The organism is Bradyrhizobium sediminis (assembly GCF_018736105.1).
GTDB lineage: Bacteria > Pseudomonadota > Alphaproteobacteria > Rhizobiales > Xanthobacteraceae > Bradyrhizobium.
Window position 1 is genome coordinate 805039 of sequence record NZ_CP076135.1, and the last position, 16589, is coordinate 821627.

Below are 16589 nucleotides of genomic sequence, written 5' to 3' on the forward strand. Positions count from 1 at the left end.
GTGCGAATGCCGTCACGGCTTCTGGCTAGTATCGAAATCCTTAACCGCCTTCTTCGAAGCCAGCGCGCGCCATTGCCGGCGCAGCAGCGGCTCGACCATGGCGCGCTTGGCCTTCGACAGCCGGAGCAAGACCATCGGATAGTCTTTGTAGTGGTCGGTGAAGTAAAAAATCCGGGGCTGGCTCTCCACCAGCATGTCGCGCTCTTCAAACGGGATGCCCGGCATCACCAGGCTGTCGCCGTCTTCCCTCAGCCGCACCAGCATTTTATTGCGAACCTTGAGGGCAGGCGAACCGTAGGAAGTGCCGTCTTCGACCTCCGCCCACACTAGTGCAATTTTTCTGACGTCGTCGAAGGTCATCGCCTCTATCCCTCATCCTGAGGAGCGGCGTCTTCGTCGCGTCTCGAAGGATGAGCGTATGGTGTCATGGTTCGAGACGGCGCAAGAGCGCCTCCTCACCATGAGGGTTCTTCCTCAATGCACCGCGGTGAAAAACCGCGCGATCCTGAAGCCCGACAGCCAGGTCCAGACCGGCTGGCCGCGGATGCCGAGGTTCCAGGAGCCGACCACGGCGTCGGCGCGGCCGACCAGATTGTCGAGCGGTAGCAAGCCGACGCCGCCGTCGCGCACGGCCACGCGGCTGTCGGCGGAATTGTCGCGGTTATCGCCGAGCACGAACAGTTTTCCCGGCGGCACCGTCACCTCGGGCGTGTTGTCGAGCCGGCCGTTGTCGCGCATCTTGAAAATCGCGTGGCTGACGCCGCCGGGCAGGGTCTCGATATAGCGATAAGCCGGCTCGCCGCCGCCGGCATCGTCCTCGGATCGGCCGATGCCGTCCGGCTTCAGCTCGGCCGCATGATCGTTGACGAAGAGCTGGCCCTGCCGCAGCTGGATGCGATCGCCGGGCAAGCCTACCACGCGCTTGACCCAGGCCTGCGAGCGGTCGCCCGGCCAGCGGAACACCACGACGTCGCCGCGCTTCGGCGTGCCTGCGAACACGCGTCCGGTCTCGGGCAGGTTGACCCTGATCGGCAGCGAGGCGGTGCCGTAGCCGTAAGGAAATTTCGACGCCAGCAGCGCGTCGCCGATCAACAGCGTCGGCTCCATCGAGCCTGACGGCACATAAAACGGCTCGGCGAGCGCGCCCTTGGCGACGAACACGACCATCACGATCGCCGCGAGCTGGACGGCTTGGGCGCGCCAGCCGGCCGTCTTCGGCATGACCGATTGCTTGTTGATGCTCATCGGCCGGTACCACCGACCGTGATGCGCTCCATCCGCAGCGTCGGCTGGCCGACGCCGACCGGCACGCCCTGGCCGTTCTTGCCGCAGGTGCCGATTCCGGAATCCAGCGCCAGATCGTTGCCGACCATGGTGATGCGATGCAGGTCGGTCGGCCCGTTGCCGATCAGCATCGCACCCTTCAGGGGCGCGCCGACCTTGCCGTTCTCGATTCGATAGGCCTCGGTGCACTGGAACACATATTTGCCCGAGGTGATGTCGACCTGGCCGCCGCCGAAATTGGCGGCATAGACGCCGTTCTTGACGGAGGCGATGATCTCGGCCGGATCGCGATCGCCCGCCAGCATGTAGGTGTTGGTCATGCGCGGCATCGGCACATGGGCATAGCCCTGGCGGCGGCCGTTGCCGGTCGGCTTCATGTTCATCAGCCGGGCGTTCTGGCGGTCCTGCATGTAGCCGACCAAGATGCCGTCCTCGATCAGCACGGTGCGGCTGGTCGGCGTGCCCTCGTCGTCGATCGTCAGCGAGCCGCGCCGCGAGGCAATGGTGCCGTCATCGACCACGGTGACGCCCTTGGCCGCGACCTGCTGGCCCATCAGGCCGGCGAACGCCGACGTCTGCTTGCGGTTGAAGTCGCCCTCGAGCCCGTGGCCGACCGCTTCATGCAGCATCACGCCCGGCCAGCCGGCGCCCAGCACCACGTCCATTTCGCCGGCAGGCGCCGGCACCGATTCCAGATTGACCATGGCCTCGCGGATTGCGCCATCGGCGGCCTCGCGCCAGGCCTTGGTCTCGATGAAGCGGGCATAGCCCTCGCGGCCGCCATAACCCTTGCTGCCGCTTTCCTGCCGGTCGCCTTGCCCTGCGACCACGGAAATATTGACGCGCACCAGGGGCCGGATATCGCGATAGCTCTCGCCGTCGGGGCGGAGGATTTCCACCACCTGCCAGGTCGCGCCCAGGCTGACCGTCACCTGCCGCACCCGCGGATCCCGGTCGCGGACATAGGCGTCGATCTCGGCCAGCAGCTTCACCTTGGATTCGAAGCCCGGCGCATCCAGCGGATTTTCGTCGCCATAGAGCCGCACATTGGTGTGGGCCGGGGCGGCGGCGAAACTGCCGCTATAGCCGCCGCGCACGGCATGAACCGCGTCCGCGGCGCGGATCAGCGCCGGCAGCGAGACGTCGGAGGAGTGTGCGTAGCCGACCGCGTCGTCCTTCACGGCGCGCAAGCCAAATCCCTGCGAGGTGTCGTAGGTGGCCTGTTTCAGCCGGCCATTGTCGAACATCAGCGCTTCGGTCTGGCTGTATTCCAGGAACATCTCGCCGTCGTCGGCCCCCTCCAACCCGCGGGCGACCTGGTGGCGCACCTGGTCGCGGTCGAGATTGGCGCGGTCGAGCAGGGAGGTTGTGGGAGGATTGGTCATGCAGGCTCCGATGCAAATTTCTTTTCCTGTCGTCCCAGCTCGCGCCTAGGGCAGGACGACGATGATTGAAGATAGGCACTATAGCGGCAAATGGGGAGGGTCTGTGACGTGGAGGGTTGGCTCTCACGGCAACTTGTCACACCCTCGCCGATCCCGTCCAAACTGTGGGAGATATTGTCGAGCTCGATGGAGCCTGCCCTTCCTTCACGGAATGTTTATTCCGGCGACCTAACTAGTTCCCATAATGCCGGCGCCACTGGTGCCGCTTCGTCCAAAAGGACAGGGGGATCATTTGCGCGAGATAATTTCGATCGGCCGGCTTCAGGCCATTGCCGCCGCTTCCTTGATGCTGTGCGGGACAGTACAGGCTGCTCCGACATCAGCGGATCCCACGGTTGTGGTGACTGACAAGGGCGTTGTTCGCGGCGCCATCCGCAATGGCGTGCGCGAGTTCAAGGGCATCCCCTACGCCAAGCCGCCGGTCGGCGAGTTGCGATGGAGCATTCCCGAACCGGCGACGGCATGGAGCGGCACGCTGGATGCCACCAAGTACAAGAGCTCCTGTCCGCAGGCCGAGCGCTACGGCATTCCCGAATCGAGCGACAACGAAGACTGCCTCCATCTCAATGTCACGGTACCCAATTCTAAGACCTGGCGTGGCCGCAAGCGCGCGGTGATTGTCTGGATTCATGGCGGCGCATTCGTCGGCGGCTCCAGCGCGCTGTATCCGCTCGACACGCTGGCGAAGTCCGGCGACGTCATCGTGGTGTCGATGAATTACCGGCTCGGGGTCTTCGGCTTCACCGCGCATCCGGCTTTCGAGGCCGGCCACAATGGCGGATATGGCTTGGAGGACCAGCGCGCGGCGCTGCGCTGGGTGAAGCAGAACATCGCCGCCTTCGGCGGCGATCCGGAAAACGTCACGGTGGCCGGCGAATCAGCGGGCGCGGCCGGCGTGTGCATGCACATCCTGGCGCCGGACGAGACCGCGGGTCTGTTCCAGAAGGCGATCGTCCAGAGCGCCGGCTGCGCCACGCCGCTTCCGACCGTCGAGCAAGGCAGCAAGACCGGGCAGAAGATCGCAGCATTGGTGGGCTGCGGCGATGACGCGGCCGCGCTGACGTGCCTGCGCGGCAAGCCGGTCAAGGAACTGCTTGCCGCCGCTGCGACCGTCGCGGGCTCCAGCATCGTCACCTTCCTGCCCGTGACCGGCACCAAGACCCTGCCGCTACCGGGGGCGCAGGCCCTCAAGGCCGGAAAATTCGTCAAGGTACCGATGATCATGGGCGGCACCCGCGACGAACTCAGGCTTTACGTCGCCTACGCCGTCCAGGGCGGCCAGTCGATCACCAAGGACAATTATTCCGTACTCTTGAAGGATACCTACGGCAAGAATGCCGACAGTGTGGTCAAGAAATATCCGCTGCGCAGCTATTCATCCGCCCCGTCGGCCCTCGGCACGGTCTGGTCCGACTTCCGCTCCGACGTCGGGATCAACAACTGCATCTATCTCGAAACGTCCAAGCTGATCAGGAAGTCGGCTCCCGTCTATGCCTTCGTGTTCGGCGACCGCGACGCGCCGCCGGTCACCAAGGATCCGGGCTTCGAGATGGGGGCGGTCCATTCCTCGGAATTGCCCTATCAGTTCCCGCATTTCGACAACACGGCCAGGATCGCCGGACCGGATTTGAAGCCGGCCTCGCAGAAACTGGCCGACCGGATGCTGGCCTACTGGACCAGCTTTGCAAAAACCGGAAAGCCGAGAGCGCCCCGATCGCCGGCCTGGCATCCGTTCAGGGCCGACTTCATGGTGATGAATCTCGCTCCGAGGAAGCTCGGCTACTTCAACGCCAGCAGCGCCCATAACTGCAAGTTCTGGAAGACGCTCTATCCGGAGGTGCTTACGCAGTGAGCACGGGCCTCACGGCAACTTGTCGTAGCCCTCGCCGATCCCGTTCAAGCTGAGCGGGAAACCGATCCCCTCTTCCGGGGTCTCGAAGATAATGAAGGTCGCGGTCTTGGCGGTGCGGAGCTGGCCGAGCAGCTTGTCGTCCATCACCACTTCGGCGACGCAGCCGTTGGGCAGGCAGCGGACAAACCCGGCGCGGCCGACATCGACATTGTCGAGTTTCAGGCCGAGGCCGGAGGGCAACAGCACGCCGAGCGGCGCCACCACCCGCATCAGCTTGCTCTTCTGGTCGGCGGTCTTCAGCACGATCACGGTGAGGCCGGCATTGGAGCGGTCTTCCGCCACCACGCTCTGGATCAGGGCGCATTGCTCGCCTTGCGCGCCCGGCGGGGTGTCGCAGCGGATCTGCCAGTCGCCATGGACCGAGCGCACCGCGCCTTGCGCGCCGGCGGCTGCAGTCAGGCCGAGCAGAACTGCGGCGGCGAGGCCTGCGGCGCGCAGCCCGCTGAAGGCGGCCGGAAATATATTGCCGAAGCTTGCCGCGCTTCTCGCCCTGTGTTTCGAAAGCCCCATCCGGGTCAATCCCTTGTTTCCCTTAAGGCTCGGTCCGAGCCATGGACTGATACGGCAATGACGGCGCCTTGAAGGCGATCTTCGAGGCCTCCGCGCCGGACAGGCCGCTCCGAGGCCAGCGAATCAGGTTTCTGTGGAGCATCCCGTCTGTGCCTACATCGGGCAATCCGGCTGTCAAGCGCCGTCGGGGTGCAAAAATGGGACTTTGGCCTGATTTCACGGGAAAATGCGACGCCGTCAGAATCGCTGGTGATGCCTCGCAACTGCATTGCGAGAGGCTGAGAATTATGGTTTGAGAGGCTGGATTTCGACGCGTTCTAGCGATCTGGCCCCGGTGCTTCTAAAGTACCTTCCAAGGCCGTTTGTCAGGGGGCGGATCGTGCAGCATTTCCCGCCATCCGGCGGAATGCTTTGGGGATTTATCAAGGGAGCGCGAGCGGCATGAAGATGTCGAAGGGCCAGATTGGCCGGCGGTTGCTGGGATTAGCGGTGGCAGGCGTTGCGCTGGCGGCCGGCGGGGCGGCATTCGCCGAATTGGGTCAGCCCGCGCCGTGGGAAGTCACGCTGCAGGAATCGGCGACCCCGGTGATGGACAATATCACGTGGTTCCATAACTTTCTGTTCTGGCTCATCACCATCATCACGCTGTTCGTTCTGGCGCTGCTGATCATCGTCGTCGTGAAGTTCAACGCCAAGGCCAATCCGGTCCCCTCGCGGACCACCCACAACACCCTGATCGAAGTGGCGTGGACGCTGATTCCGGTGCTGATCCTGGTCGGCATCGCGGTGCCGTCGTTCCGGCTGTTGTTCCAGCAGCTCGATATTCCGAAGGCCGATTTGACCGTCAAGGTCACCGGCAAGCAGTGGTACTGGAGCTACGCCTATCCCGATAACGGCAAGTTCGAATTCGATTCGCTGCTGGCCCAGGACAAGAAGCCCCGGCTGCTCGGCGTCGACAACGAGATGGTGGTGCCGGTGAACAAGGTGATCCGGATCCAGACCACGGGCGCCGACGTCATCCACGCCTTCGCGGTGCCGGCCTTCGGCATCAAGATTGACTCGATCCCCGGCCGTCTCAACGAGACATGGTTCAAGGCCACCAAGGTCGGCATGTTCTACGGCCAGTGCTCGGAGCTATGCGGCAAGGATCACGCCTTCATGCCGATCGCGGTGCGGGTGGTGAGCGATCAGGAATTCGCGGCCTGGGTTGAGACCGCGAAGAAGAAGTTTGCGACCAACCCGGCGAATTCGTTCGCCTCAGTGGGCGCGGCGGCGCAGTAGGCTTCCGGGCTTCAGACTCCGCTAACGGGACAAGGGCGACGGGACCGCGAGGTCCGCAAAGGACTGCAAGGCAGGATTTGAAAATGGCAACAGCAACACCGGCTCATCACGATCACGCCCAGGGACACGCGCATGACGATCACGCGCACGACCATCCGACCGGATGGCGGCGCTTCGTCTATTCGACCAACCACAAGGACATCGGCACGATGTACCTGGTGTTCGCGATCGTCGCGGGCGTGATCGGCGGGTTGATGTCGATCATGATGCGCATCGAGCTCATGTATCCCGGCGTCCAGATCTTCCATGAGAGCCACACCTTCAACGTGTTCGTCACCGCTCACGGCCTGATCATGGTGTTTTTCATGATCATGCCGGCGTTCATCGGCGGGTTCGGCAACTGGATGGTGCCGCTGATGATCGGCGCGCCGGACATGGCCTTCCCGCGCATGAACAACATCTCGTTCTGGCTGCTGCCGGCCTCGCTCGCGCTGCTCGTGATCTCCACCTTCGTCGAGGGTGAGCCGGGCGCCAATGGCGTCGGCGCGGGCTGGACCGTCTACGCGCCGCTGTCGACCTCGGGCCATCCGGGACCGGCGGTGGATTTCGCGATTCTGTCGCTGCATCTGGCCGGCGCTTCGTCGATCCTCGGCGCGATCAATTTCATCACCACCATCTTCAACATGCGCGCGCCGGGCATGACCCTGCACAAGATGCCGCTGTTCGTGTGGTCGATCCTGGTGACGGTGTTCCTGCTGCTGCTGTCGCTGCCGGTGCTCGCCGGCGCCATCACCATGCTGCTCACCGACCGCAATTTCGGCACCACCTTCTTCTCAGCCGAAGGCGGCGGCGACCCGGTGCTGTTCCAGCATCTGTTCTGGTTCTTCGGCCATCCCGAAGTCTACATCCTGATCCTGCCGGGCTTCGGCGTGATCAGCCAGATCGTCTCGACCTTCTCGAAGAAGCCGGTGTTCGGCTATCTCGGCATGGCCTATGCCATGGTCGCAATCGGCGGCATCGGCTTCGTGGTGTGGGCGCACCACATGTACACCGTCGGCATGTCCTCGGCGACGCAGGCCTATTTCGTCGCCGCCACCATGGTGATCGCGGTGCCGACCGGCGTGAAGATATTCTCGTGGATCGCCACGATGTGGGGCGGCTCGATCGAGTTCAGGACGCCGATGCTGTGGGCGATCGGCTTCATCTTCCTGTTTACGGTCGGCGGCGTCACCGGCGTCGTGCTGTCGAACGCCGGCGTCGATCGCGTGCTGCAGGACACCTATTATGTGGTGGCGCATTTCCACTACACGATGTCGCTGGGCGCGACCTTCGGCATCTTCGCCGCCTGGTACTACTGGTTCCCGAAAATGTTCGGCTACATGTATTCGGAGGCCATCGGCAAGCTGCACTTCTGGGTCACTTTCGTCGGCGTCAACCTAGTGTTCTTCCCGCAGCACTTCCTCGGTCTTTCCGGCATGCCGCGCCGCTACGTCGATTATCCCGACGCCTTCGCCGGCTGGAATCTGGTGTCCTCGGTCGGCTCCTTCATCTCCGGCTTCGGTGTGCTGATCTTCATCTACGGCGTGATCCTGGCGTTCAAGCGTAAGGAAAGGGCTGCGGCCAATCCGTGGGGCGTCGGCGCCACCACGCTGGAATGGACGCTGCCGTCGCCGCCGCCGTTCCATCAGTTCGAAACGCTGCCGCGCGTGCAGTAATGTGGGAAAGCGCGGCGCGTCGATCGCGCCGCGTCTGTCAGGGAAGCGAGACCAGTCTTGTCGGTTGTCGATCACAACGCCATCGAACTATCGCCTCGGATTTCGGAGGCCGATGTCGCCGACTACATCGCGCTGCTGAAGCCGCGGGTGATGTCGCTGGTGATCTTCACCGCGCTGGTCGGCCTGATGATCGCGCCCGGCCATGTGCATCCGGTGCTGGCTTTCACCTCGATCCTTTGCATCGCGGTCGGCGCTGGCGCCTCCGGCGCGCTGAACATGGCCTATGAGGCTGACATCGACGCCAAGATGTCGCGCACCGCCAACCGGCCGATCCCGCGCGGGCGCGTCACGCCGGCTGAGGCGACGGCGTTCGGCATGACGCTGGCGTTCTTCTCGGTGATGACGCTCGGCATCCTGGTCAACTGGCTCGCCGGGGCGTTGCTGGCGTTCACGATCTTCTTCTACGTCGTGATCTACACCATGGCGCTGAAGCGCTGGACCGCGCAGAACATCGTGATCGGCGGCGCCGCCGGCGCGCTGCCGCCCGTCGTGGCGTGGGCGGCGGCGACCGGCTCGCTGTCGATGGAGCCGGTGCTGCTGTTCCTGATCATCTTCTTCTGGACCCCGCCGCATTTCTGGGCCTTGGCGCTGTTCCGCAGCGACGACTATGCCCGCGCCGGCATCCCGATGCTGCCCGTGGTCGCCGGGCCCGACGCGACCCGGCTGCAGATCCTGCTTTACACCATCGTGCTGGTCGCGGTCGCGGTCGCGCCGTGGCCGCTCGGTTATTTCGACGCGGTCTATGGCGTGACCTCGCTGGTGCTCGGCGCCGGCATGCTGGCGCTCGCGCTCAATGTCTACCGGCACCGCACCGGAAGCCGGGCGCTGCGCGCCACCCGAAAGCTTTTCGCGTTCTCGATTTTTTATCTGTTCGCGCTGTTCGCGACCTTGCTGCTCGAGGTTGTCGCCCATGCCGTCGCGCCATCGATCTGGTAGGGGGCGCATGGCGAGGCGATGGATGACCAACAAAAGCCGGACGGAATCGTCCTCACCGAGGCGCAGCAGAAAAGCCGCCGTCAACGTTCGATCGCCATCGCGCTGGCGCTCGGCGTCCTCGTCGTGCTGTTCTTCGCGGTCACCATGGTCAAGGGGACCGGCGTTCTAGTACGGCCGGCGTAATCGACATGGAGACCAAACCGACAATGCCGCAGGCGCAGACCACGAGCCACAGGGCGAATCCGCGCCGGGCCGCGCTACGCGGCCTTGGGCGCGACGCGGCAGTGGCTGCGGTCTGCGGTCTGGTCGTGGTGCTGATGGTCGGTGCGTCCTACGCCGCGGTGCCGTTCTACAACTGGTTCTGCCGCACCACCGGCTTCAACGGCACCACCCAGGTCGCGACCTCGGCGCCGGCGGGCGCGCCGCTGACGCGCAAGATCGCGGTGCGCTTCGACGCCAATGTCGGGCCCGGGCTGCCGTGGAAGTTCGAGCCGGAGCAGACCGAGATCGAGGTCAGGATCGGCGAAGTCGTCACGGTGTTCTATAAAGTGACCAATCAATCGGCGCGGACAACAACCGGGCAGGCTGCCTATAATGTGGCGCCGCTGACGGTCGGGTCGTATTTCCAGAAGCTCAACTGTTTCTGCTTTACCGATCAGACCATGGCTCCGGGCGAGAAGCGCGAGATGCCGGTGGTGTTCTACGTCGATCCGGCGCTTGCCGCGGACAGCGAGAACGACGGGCTGGGCACCATCACTCTGTCCTACACCTTCTACCCCGTGCGTGAACCGACGCCGAAGCCGCTGGCGGCGAGCGAACTGGACAAACGCAAGGGCAACCTCTGATCGCCGGGGTCCCCCAGCAATGAGGATCCCGGGATTTGATTTTTGAGACGAATACGTGCCGAATGGCACGGCACCGCTAACGGAGAGACCGCAATGGCTACGGCGCACGTCAAGCACCACGACTACCACCTCGTCGATCCGAGCCCGTGGCCGGTCGTCGGCTCGGTATCGGCCTTCATCATGGCCGTCGGCGCGGTCACCTGGATGCATCATATGTTCGCGGCCGCCCCGATCGTCTTCGGCGTCGGCACCATCGGCGTGCTCTACACCATGGTGAGCTGGTGGGCGGATGTGATCCGCGAAGCCCAGTACAAGGGCGATCACACCCGCGTGGTGCAGATCAGCCATCGCTACGGCATGATCCTGTTCATCGCTTCCGAAGTGATGTTCTTCGTCGCCTGGTTCTGGGCCTTCTTCAACTCGGCGCTGTTCCCCGGCGATCCCGTTCACGCCACCCGCGAGGCGCTGTTCGGCGGCGTGTGGCCGCCCAAGGGCATCGAGACCTTCGATCCCTGGCACCTGCCGCTGTTGAATACGCTGATCCTGCTGACCTCCGGCACCACGGTCACTTGGGCGCATCACGCGCTCTTGGAGAACGACCGCCAGGGCCTGAAATACGGCCTGATCCTGACGATCTTGCTCGGCGCGGCCTTCACCTGCGTGCAGGCTTATGAATATGGCCATGCCGCGTTCTCGTTCGCCGGCAACATCTACGGCGCGACCTTCTTCATGGCGACCGGCTTCCACGGCTTCCACGTGCTGGTCGGCACCATCTTCCTGATCGTCTGCCTGATCCGCGCCTATGCCGGGCATTTCACGCCGAAGCAGCATCTCGGCTTCGAATTCGCCGCATGGTACTGGCATTTCGTCGACGTGGTGTGGTTGTTCCTGTTCATCTGCATCTATGTCTGGGGCGGCGGCGCGGAAGCCATGGCCCACGCCGCGCACTGATCGCTCACCGATATGCTACAAGGAGGGCGGCCGCAGGGCCGCCCTTTTGCTATCCGAATGACGAAAGACCAGACCCATGCCCGATGAGACTTTGCCCACGCTGGCGCAGAGCGCGATGCGCGGCCTTGCCTGCAAATGTCCGCGCTGCGGCAAGGGCAAACTGTATGCCGGGTTCCTCAACCTGCGGCCGAACTGCGAGGCCTGCGGGCTCAACTATGCCTTCATCGACGCCGGCGACGGGCCGGCGATTTTCATCATCATGATTGCCGGCGCCATCGTCGTCGGCTGCGCCTTGATCGTGGAAGTGAAATACCAGCCGCCGTTCTGGTTGCACGCCGTGCTTTGGCTGCCGTTGATTCTCGCGACCACGCTGCTGCCGCTGCGCGCGATGAAATCGCTGCTGATCGCGCTGCAGTTTCATCACAAGGCGGCGCCGGGCCGGCTGATCGACCGCGAGCCGAAATGACCGGGATGACGGCGCCCCGGCGCAATGTCGCCGGCCTGGGTATCTTCACGCTCGCGGTGGTGGCGCTGCTGGTCGGCCTCGGGCTGTGGCAGCTGCAGCGCCGGGCCGAGAAGCACGCCTTGATCGCGGCCCTGACCGAACGTCTGGCTGCCGCACCTGCGGCGCTGCCGCAGCCTTCGCAATGGAGCGCGCTGACGCCGGAGCGCGACGAATTCCGCCGCGTCCGTTTCCCGGCAACCTATCAGTCCCGTCCGGATGCGATGGTCTACAGTTCCGGCTCGGCGGTGCGCGACGACGTCACCGGACCCGGCACCTGGGCTTTCCTGCCCGCGAGCCTGCAGACCGGCGAGACCGTCGCGATCAATACCGGCTTCGTGCAGAACACGATGCAGGACCGCGCCCAGCAGGATCGCGCGGTGACGCGGCTGGTCACGGGCGCGCCGGTCACGCTGACCGGCTACCTCCGTTTTCCGGAAACCGCGGGCGCGCTGACGCCGCCGGAGAATCCCGCCAAGCGGCTGTGGTTCACCCGGGATCATCTGGCCATGGCGCATTCGCTCGGCTGGACTGAGGGCGGCAGGCCGATCGCACCCTTCTACATCGACCTGGAAGCGCCGGTGCCGGAGAGCGGCATCCCGAAACCCGGCCCGCTCACGGTCCATCTCAAGGACGACCACCTGCAGTATGCCATCACCTGGTTCGGACTGGCGGGCGCGGTGGCGTTCGCATTCGCCGCGTGGCTGCGCGCGCAACGGCGGACCTAGAGCGGTCCGCGACGGAAAGAAGCGGTTTCCACTTGAGCTGAAAACGCTTTATGGTGCCGCTCGATTTCGCCGCAGGCGATATAAATTATCAATTAAAATCAAAGGCTTGGCGCAGGGTCGGGCTTTTGGAGGGTGGTTTGACGCGGTACATTTCGACGCGAGGGGAAGCCCCCACGCTAGGTTTCTGCGATGTGATGCTGACCGGGCTCGCCCGCGACGGCGGCCTCTACGTGCCCGAAACATGGCCGCAGCTTTCGCCGGAAACCATCGCCGCCTTGTTCGGCCGGCCCTATTGGGAAGTCGCGGTCGAGGTGATCCGCCCCTTTGTCGGCGGCGAAATTTCCGATGCCGATCTCGGGCGGATGGCGAACGAGGCCTACGCCACGTTCCGCCATCCCGCGGTGGTGCCGCTCGACCAGATCGGTCCCAATCAATTCCTGCTGGAGTTGTTTCACGGGCCGACGCTCGCGTTCAAGGACGTGGCGATGCAGCTGATATCGCGGCTGATGGATCATGTGCTGGCCAAGCGCGCCCAGCGTACCACCATCGTGGTCGCGACCTCCGGCGATACCGGCGGCGCCGCGGTCGACGCCTTCGCCGGCCTCGAAAATGTCGATCTGGTCGTGCTGTTTCCGCACGGCCGCATCTCCGACGTGCAGCGGCGGATGATGACGACGACGGCTGCGTCCAACGTCCATGCGCTGGCGATCGAAGGCACCTTCGACGATTGCCAGGCGATCGTGAAGGGGCTGTTCAATCATCACAGCTTTCGCGATTCGGTCGCGCTGTCGGGTGTCAACTCCATCAACTGGGCGCGGATCGTCGCGCAGGTGGTCTATTATTTCACCTCGGCGGTCGCGCTCGGGTCGCCGGCGCGGACGGTGGATTTCACGGTGCCGACCGGGAATTTCGGCGACATCTTCGCCGGCTACGTCGCCAAGCGGATGGGCTTGCCCGTCCGCTGGCTGCGCATCGCCGCCAACATCAACGATATCCTGCCGCGTACGCTCAAGACTGGCATCTATGAAGTGCGCGAGGTCCATGCGTCGGCCTCGCCGTCGATGGACATCCAGGTCTCCTCGAATTTCGAGCGTTTGCTGTTCGAGGCAAGCGGCCGCGACGCAGCCAGCGTGCGCCGGCTGATGGCGTCGCTGAAGCAGTCCGGACGTTTCGTACTGCCCGATGCGACCCTGGCGGCGATCCGCGAGGAATTCGACGCCGGCCGCGCCGACGAAACCGAAACCGCGGCCGCGATCCGCGCCGCCTGGCGCGAGGCCGGCGATCTCGTCGATCCGCATACCGCGGTGGCGCTGGCGGTGGCTGATCGCGACACCCCGGATTCGAAGATTCCCAACATCGTGCTGTCGACCGCGCACGCGGCGAAGTTCCCCGACGCGGTGGAAGCGGCCTGCGGCGTCCGGCCGGAACTGCCGGCCTGGCTCGAGGGTTTGATGACCAGGCCCGAGCACATCACGGTCATGAAGAACGATCAGGTCGAGGTCGAGCGGTTCGTGCTGTCGGTCAGCCGTGCCGCGAAGCAAGGAGTTGCCGGATGAGCGTCGACGTCACCAAGCTTCCCTCCGGCCTCACGGTGATTACCGACACCATGCCGCATCTGGAAACCGCCGCGCTCGGGGTATGGGCCGGGGTCGGCGGGCGCGACGAAAAGCCGAACGAGCACGGCATTTCGCATCTGCTGGAACACATGGCTTTCAAGGGCACCACCCGGCGCAGCTCGCGGGAAATCGTCGAGGAAATCGAGGCGGTCGGCGGCGATCTCAACGCCGGCACCTCGACCGAGACCACGGCCTATTACGCCCGGGTGATGAAAGCCGACGTGCCGCTGGCGCTGGACGTGCTCTCCGACATTCTCGCCAATCCGTCTTTCGTGCCGGATGAACTCGAGCGCGAGAAGAGCGTCATCGTGCAGGAGATTGGCGCCGCGCAGGATACGCCCGACGACGTGGTGTTCGAACACCTCAACGAGCTGTGTTTCCCGGATCAGCCGATGGGCCGCTCGCTACTGGGAACGGCCAAGACCCTGAAGGGTTTCAATCGCGATACGCTGCGCGGCTACCTGTCGACGCATTATCGCGCGCCGGACATGGTGGTGGCGGCCGCCGGCGCGGTCGATCACAGGCGGGTGGTGGAGGAAGTGACGCAGCGCTTCGCCAGCTTCGAAGGCCCGGCTGCGCCCAAGCCGCAAGCCGCGATGTTCGGCAAGGGTGGCTCCCGCGTGGTGCATCGTGACCTCGAGCAGGCGCATCTGACGCTGGCGCTCGAGGGGGTGCCGCAGACCGATCTGTCGCTGTTCTCGCTGCAGGTGTTCACCAACACGCTGGGCGGCGGGATGTCGTCGCGGCTGTTCCAGGAAGTGCGCGAAAAGCGCGGGCTGTGCTATTCGATCTACACCTTCCATGCGCCCTACGCCGACACCGGCTTCTTCGGGCTCTATACCGGCACCGACCCGGGCGATGCGCCCGAGATGATGGAAGTGATCGTCGACGTGATCAACGATGCCGTCGAGACGCTGACCGAAGCCGAGATCGCGCGCGCCAAGGCGCAGATGAAGGCGGGGCTGTTGATGGCGCTGGAAAGCTGCTCTTCTCGCGCCGAGCAGCTGGCTCGCCACGTTCTGGCCTATGGCCGCCCGCTGACGGTGGAGGAGCTGGTGGCCCGGATCGACGCGGTCAGCATGGAATCGACGCGAAACGCCGCCCGCGCCCTGCTGTCGCGCAGCCGGCCGGCGGTGGTCGCACTCGGCAGCGGCAGGGGTCTGGACACGGCGGTGGGTTTTGCGGAAGGATTGACCCGGTCGAAGGCCAAGGCGCTGCTGCATTAGCCCGTTGTTTTGACGCTTGCGGCGTCGGGGTTCGGGCAGGGGGGGTTTTGAGGCATGGCCCTGTTTCGTTTGCCATCCAGCGGACCGCCCGCGCTTGCCCCGCGCGGCCATGGCCTGTTGCTCCGGGCGCCGCAAATGTCCGATTTCCCGCAATGGGCGCAACTGCGCGAATCGAGCCGGGCCTACCTGACGCCGTGGGAGCCGATCTGGCCGTCCGACGATCTGACCCGCTCCGGCTTCCGGCGAAGGTTGCGCCGCTATGCCGAAGACATTGCGGCCGACCGTTCCTATCCCTTTATCGTGTTCCGGGAGTCCGACGGCGCCATGATCGGCGGCGTGACGCTGGCGAATGTGCGGCGCGGCATCGTGCAGGCTGGCACCATCGGCTACTGGGTCGGAGAACCCCATGCCCGTCGCGGCTACATGACGGCGGCGCTGCGGGTGCTGCTGCCGTCGCTGTTCGGAGAACTCAATCTGCACCGCATCGAGGCCGCCTGCATCCCCTCCAATGCGCCGTCGATCCGGGTGCTGGAGAAATGCGGCTTCACCCGCGAAGGCCTGGCGCGGCGCTATCTCTGCATCAACGGTGTCTGGCAGGACCACCTTCTGTTCGGCCTGCTGCATGAGGATTTTCGCGGCTGACCCCCCGGTTCAGGCGCCTCTTGGGCGCCTTTGGTTCGCCGCCATTGCCCTGCTATAAGGCGGGGCGTTTACGAGCGAAGTGGCTGCCGGTTCGCGTCAGGAAGACGCGTCAGAAACAGAAACCAGAGCCGCGGTTCTGATCCGGTCAGGACCGAGGCTCGGGGACGAAGGTCAGAACACGGAATATGCCAGGGGACGTCGCATGGAGGATAAACCTGTGATCATGACGGCCGCGCGGCCAGGAAGGTCTCGCCGGATCGCGATCGTGGCTGCGATATCATTCTCGATGGGCAGCAACATGCTCGCCTCGCCGGCATCGTCGCAGTCGCTGACCGATCGCTTCAAGAGCCTGTTCGGCGGCAAGTCGGAGGAGGCCCCCGCCGAGGGAGCCCCGCCGAAAGCGGATGAAGTCCCGAGCGATCTCTTCTGTCCCCCGGTCAGCATTCGCGCCGGCGCTTCCACCTATCAGGTAGGCATGCCGGGCAAGCAGCCGGTCGGCAACGACCTGCGCTTCCAGGCGACCATCACCCGTACCGCGCGCGATTGCAGTTATAACAGCGGCGAGATCACGGCACGGATCGGCATTCAGGGCCGCGTCATCGCCGGTCCGGCCGGGGCGCCTGCCAGCGTCGAAATCCCGCTGCGTGTGGCGGTGGTGCAGTCCGGCGTGCAGGAAAGGACGATCGCCACCAAGGCCTACCGGACCTCGGTGTCGATGTCCGAGGACGGCAGCGTGCCGTTCACTCTGGTGGCCGAGGATATGGTCTATCCGGCGCCATCGGGCGCAGTCGGCGACACCTACGTCTTCTATATCGGCTTCGATCCGCAGGCGCTGAAGCCCGAGCCGAAGCCGCGGGCGAAGAAGAAGTAGGCCCGGGTGGCGGGCGATGACAGGAAGACAATGACGAAACAAAAAAGCCGGCGCGATCATCTCGC

17 protein-coding genes are annotated in these 16589 nt (G+C 64.7%); 13 read left to right on the plus strand and 4 right to left on the minus strand.

Features of this window, described 5'->3' with window-relative positions:
* Positions 1-12: 12 nt before the first annotated feature.
* From KMZ68_RS03870 to tldD, 3 genes are all read right to left on the minus strand, one after another.
* On the minus strand, positions 13-360 hold the full coding sequence (locus KMZ68_RS03870; protein ID WP_215614576.1) for an MmcQ/YjbR family DNA-binding protein: 348 nt from the start codon (positions 358-360) through the stop codon (positions 13-15).
* Between the two features lie 114 nt (positions 361-474).
* Positions 475-1245 carry a signal peptidase I gene (lepB, locus tag KMZ68_RS03875; RefSeq protein WP_215614577.1) on the minus strand — a complete coding sequence of 257 codons (771 nt, stop codon included), beginning with the start codon at positions 1243-1245 and terminating at the stop codon, positions 475-477.
* Entirely contained in the window at positions 1242-2669 is a 1428-nt protein-coding gene (gene tldD / locus KMZ68_RS03880; RefSeq protein ID WP_215614578.1) for a metalloprotease TldD, read from the minus strand. Before tldD ends, lepB begins: the two co-directional genes overlap by 4 nt.
* A gap of 400 nt (positions 2670-3069) precedes the next feature.
* On the opposite strand from tldD, the gene KMZ68_RS03885 reads away from it, so the two are divergent.
* Complete coding sequence (locus tag KMZ68_RS03885) at positions 3070-4581, plus strand: carboxylesterase/lipase family protein (RefSeq protein ID WP_249779514.1); 1512 nt, start codon at positions 3070-3072, stop codon at positions 4579-4581.
* A 9-nt stretch (positions 4582-4590) separates the two neighbouring features.
* Here KMZ68_RS03885 and KMZ68_RS03890 read toward each other — a convergent pair whose 3' ends face one another.
* A complete protein-coding gene (locus tag KMZ68_RS03890) occupies positions 4591-5151 on the minus strand; it encodes an invasion associated locus B family protein (RefSeq protein ID WP_215614579.1) in 561 nt (186 codons plus the stop codon).
* A 441-nt stretch (positions 5152-5592) separates the two neighbouring features.
* Between KMZ68_RS03890 and coxB the strand changes: the two genes are divergently transcribed.
* The 12 genes from coxB to KMZ68_RS03950 all read left to right on the plus strand — a co-directional run bounded on the left by coxB (position 5593) and on the right by KMZ68_RS03950 (position 16524).
* The gene (coxB, locus tag KMZ68_RS03895; RefSeq protein WP_215614580.1) at positions 5593-6432 is read left to right on the plus strand and encodes a cytochrome c oxidase subunit II; all 840 of its coding nucleotides are present in this window, start codon (positions 5593-5595) and stop codon (positions 6430-6432) included.
* 83 nt (positions 6433-6515) lie between these two features.
* Entirely contained in the window at positions 6516-8147 is a 1632-nt protein-coding gene (gene ctaD, locus KMZ68_RS03900; protein ID WP_215614581.1) for a cytochrome c oxidase subunit I, read from the plus strand.
* Positions 8148-8204: 57 nt separating this feature from the next.
* A complete protein-coding gene (locus tag KMZ68_RS03905) occupies positions 8205-9143 on the plus strand; it encodes a heme o synthase (protein WP_215614582.1) in 939 nt (312 codons plus the stop codon).
* An 18-nt stretch (positions 9144-9161) separates the two neighbouring features.
* Positions 9162-9326, plus strand: a complete 165-nt coding sequence (locus KMZ68_RS03910) for a CoxF protein (RefSeq protein WP_215614583.1) — start codon at positions 9162-9164, stop codon at positions 9324-9326.
* Positions 9327-9331: 5 nt separating this feature from the next.
* Complete coding sequence (locus tag KMZ68_RS03915; protein WP_215614584.1) at positions 9332-9988, plus strand: cytochrome c oxidase assembly protein; 657 nt, start codon at positions 9332-9334, stop codon at positions 9986-9988.
* Between the two features lie 93 nt (positions 9989-10081).
* Complete coding sequence (locus KMZ68_RS03920) at positions 10082-10939, plus strand: cytochrome c oxidase subunit 3 (RefSeq protein WP_215614585.1); 858 nt, start codon at positions 10082-10084, stop codon at positions 10937-10939.
* A 76-nt stretch (positions 10940-11015) separates the two neighbouring features.
* Entirely contained in the window at positions 11016-11405 is a 390-nt protein-coding gene (locus tag KMZ68_RS03925; RefSeq protein ID WP_215614586.1) for a DUF983 domain-containing protein, read from the plus strand.
* Positions 11402-12169, plus strand: coding sequence for an SURF1 family protein (locus KMZ68_RS03930; protein ID WP_215614587.1), 768 nt, complete (start codon positions 11402-11404; stop codon positions 12167-12169). Before KMZ68_RS03925 ends, KMZ68_RS03930 begins: the two co-directional genes overlap by 4 nt.
* Before the next feature lie 137 nt (positions 12170-12306).
* Complete coding sequence (gene thrC / locus KMZ68_RS03935; RefSeq protein ID WP_215614588.1) at positions 12307-13725, plus strand: threonine synthase; 1419 nt, start codon at positions 12307-12309, stop codon at positions 13723-13725.
* Positions 13722-15011: a M16 family metallopeptidase gene (locus tag KMZ68_RS03940; protein ID WP_215614589.1), complete on the plus strand. Its 1290-nt coding sequence runs from the start codon at positions 13722-13724 to the stop codon at positions 15009-15011. The genes thrC and KMZ68_RS03940 overlap by 4 nt, the downstream gene beginning before the upstream one ends.
* Before the next feature lie 54 nt (positions 15012-15065).
* Positions 15066-15653, plus strand: a complete 588-nt coding sequence (locus tag KMZ68_RS03945) for a GNAT family N-acetyltransferase (RefSeq protein ID WP_215614590.1) — start codon at positions 15066-15068, stop codon at positions 15651-15653.
* 202 nt (positions 15654-15855) lie between these two features.
* On the plus strand, positions 15856-16524 hold the full coding sequence (locus tag KMZ68_RS03950) for a hypothetical protein (RefSeq protein ID WP_249779515.1): 669 nt from the start codon (positions 15856-15858) through the stop codon (positions 16522-16524).
* The last annotated feature ends 65 nt before the right edge of the window (positions 16525-16589 follow it).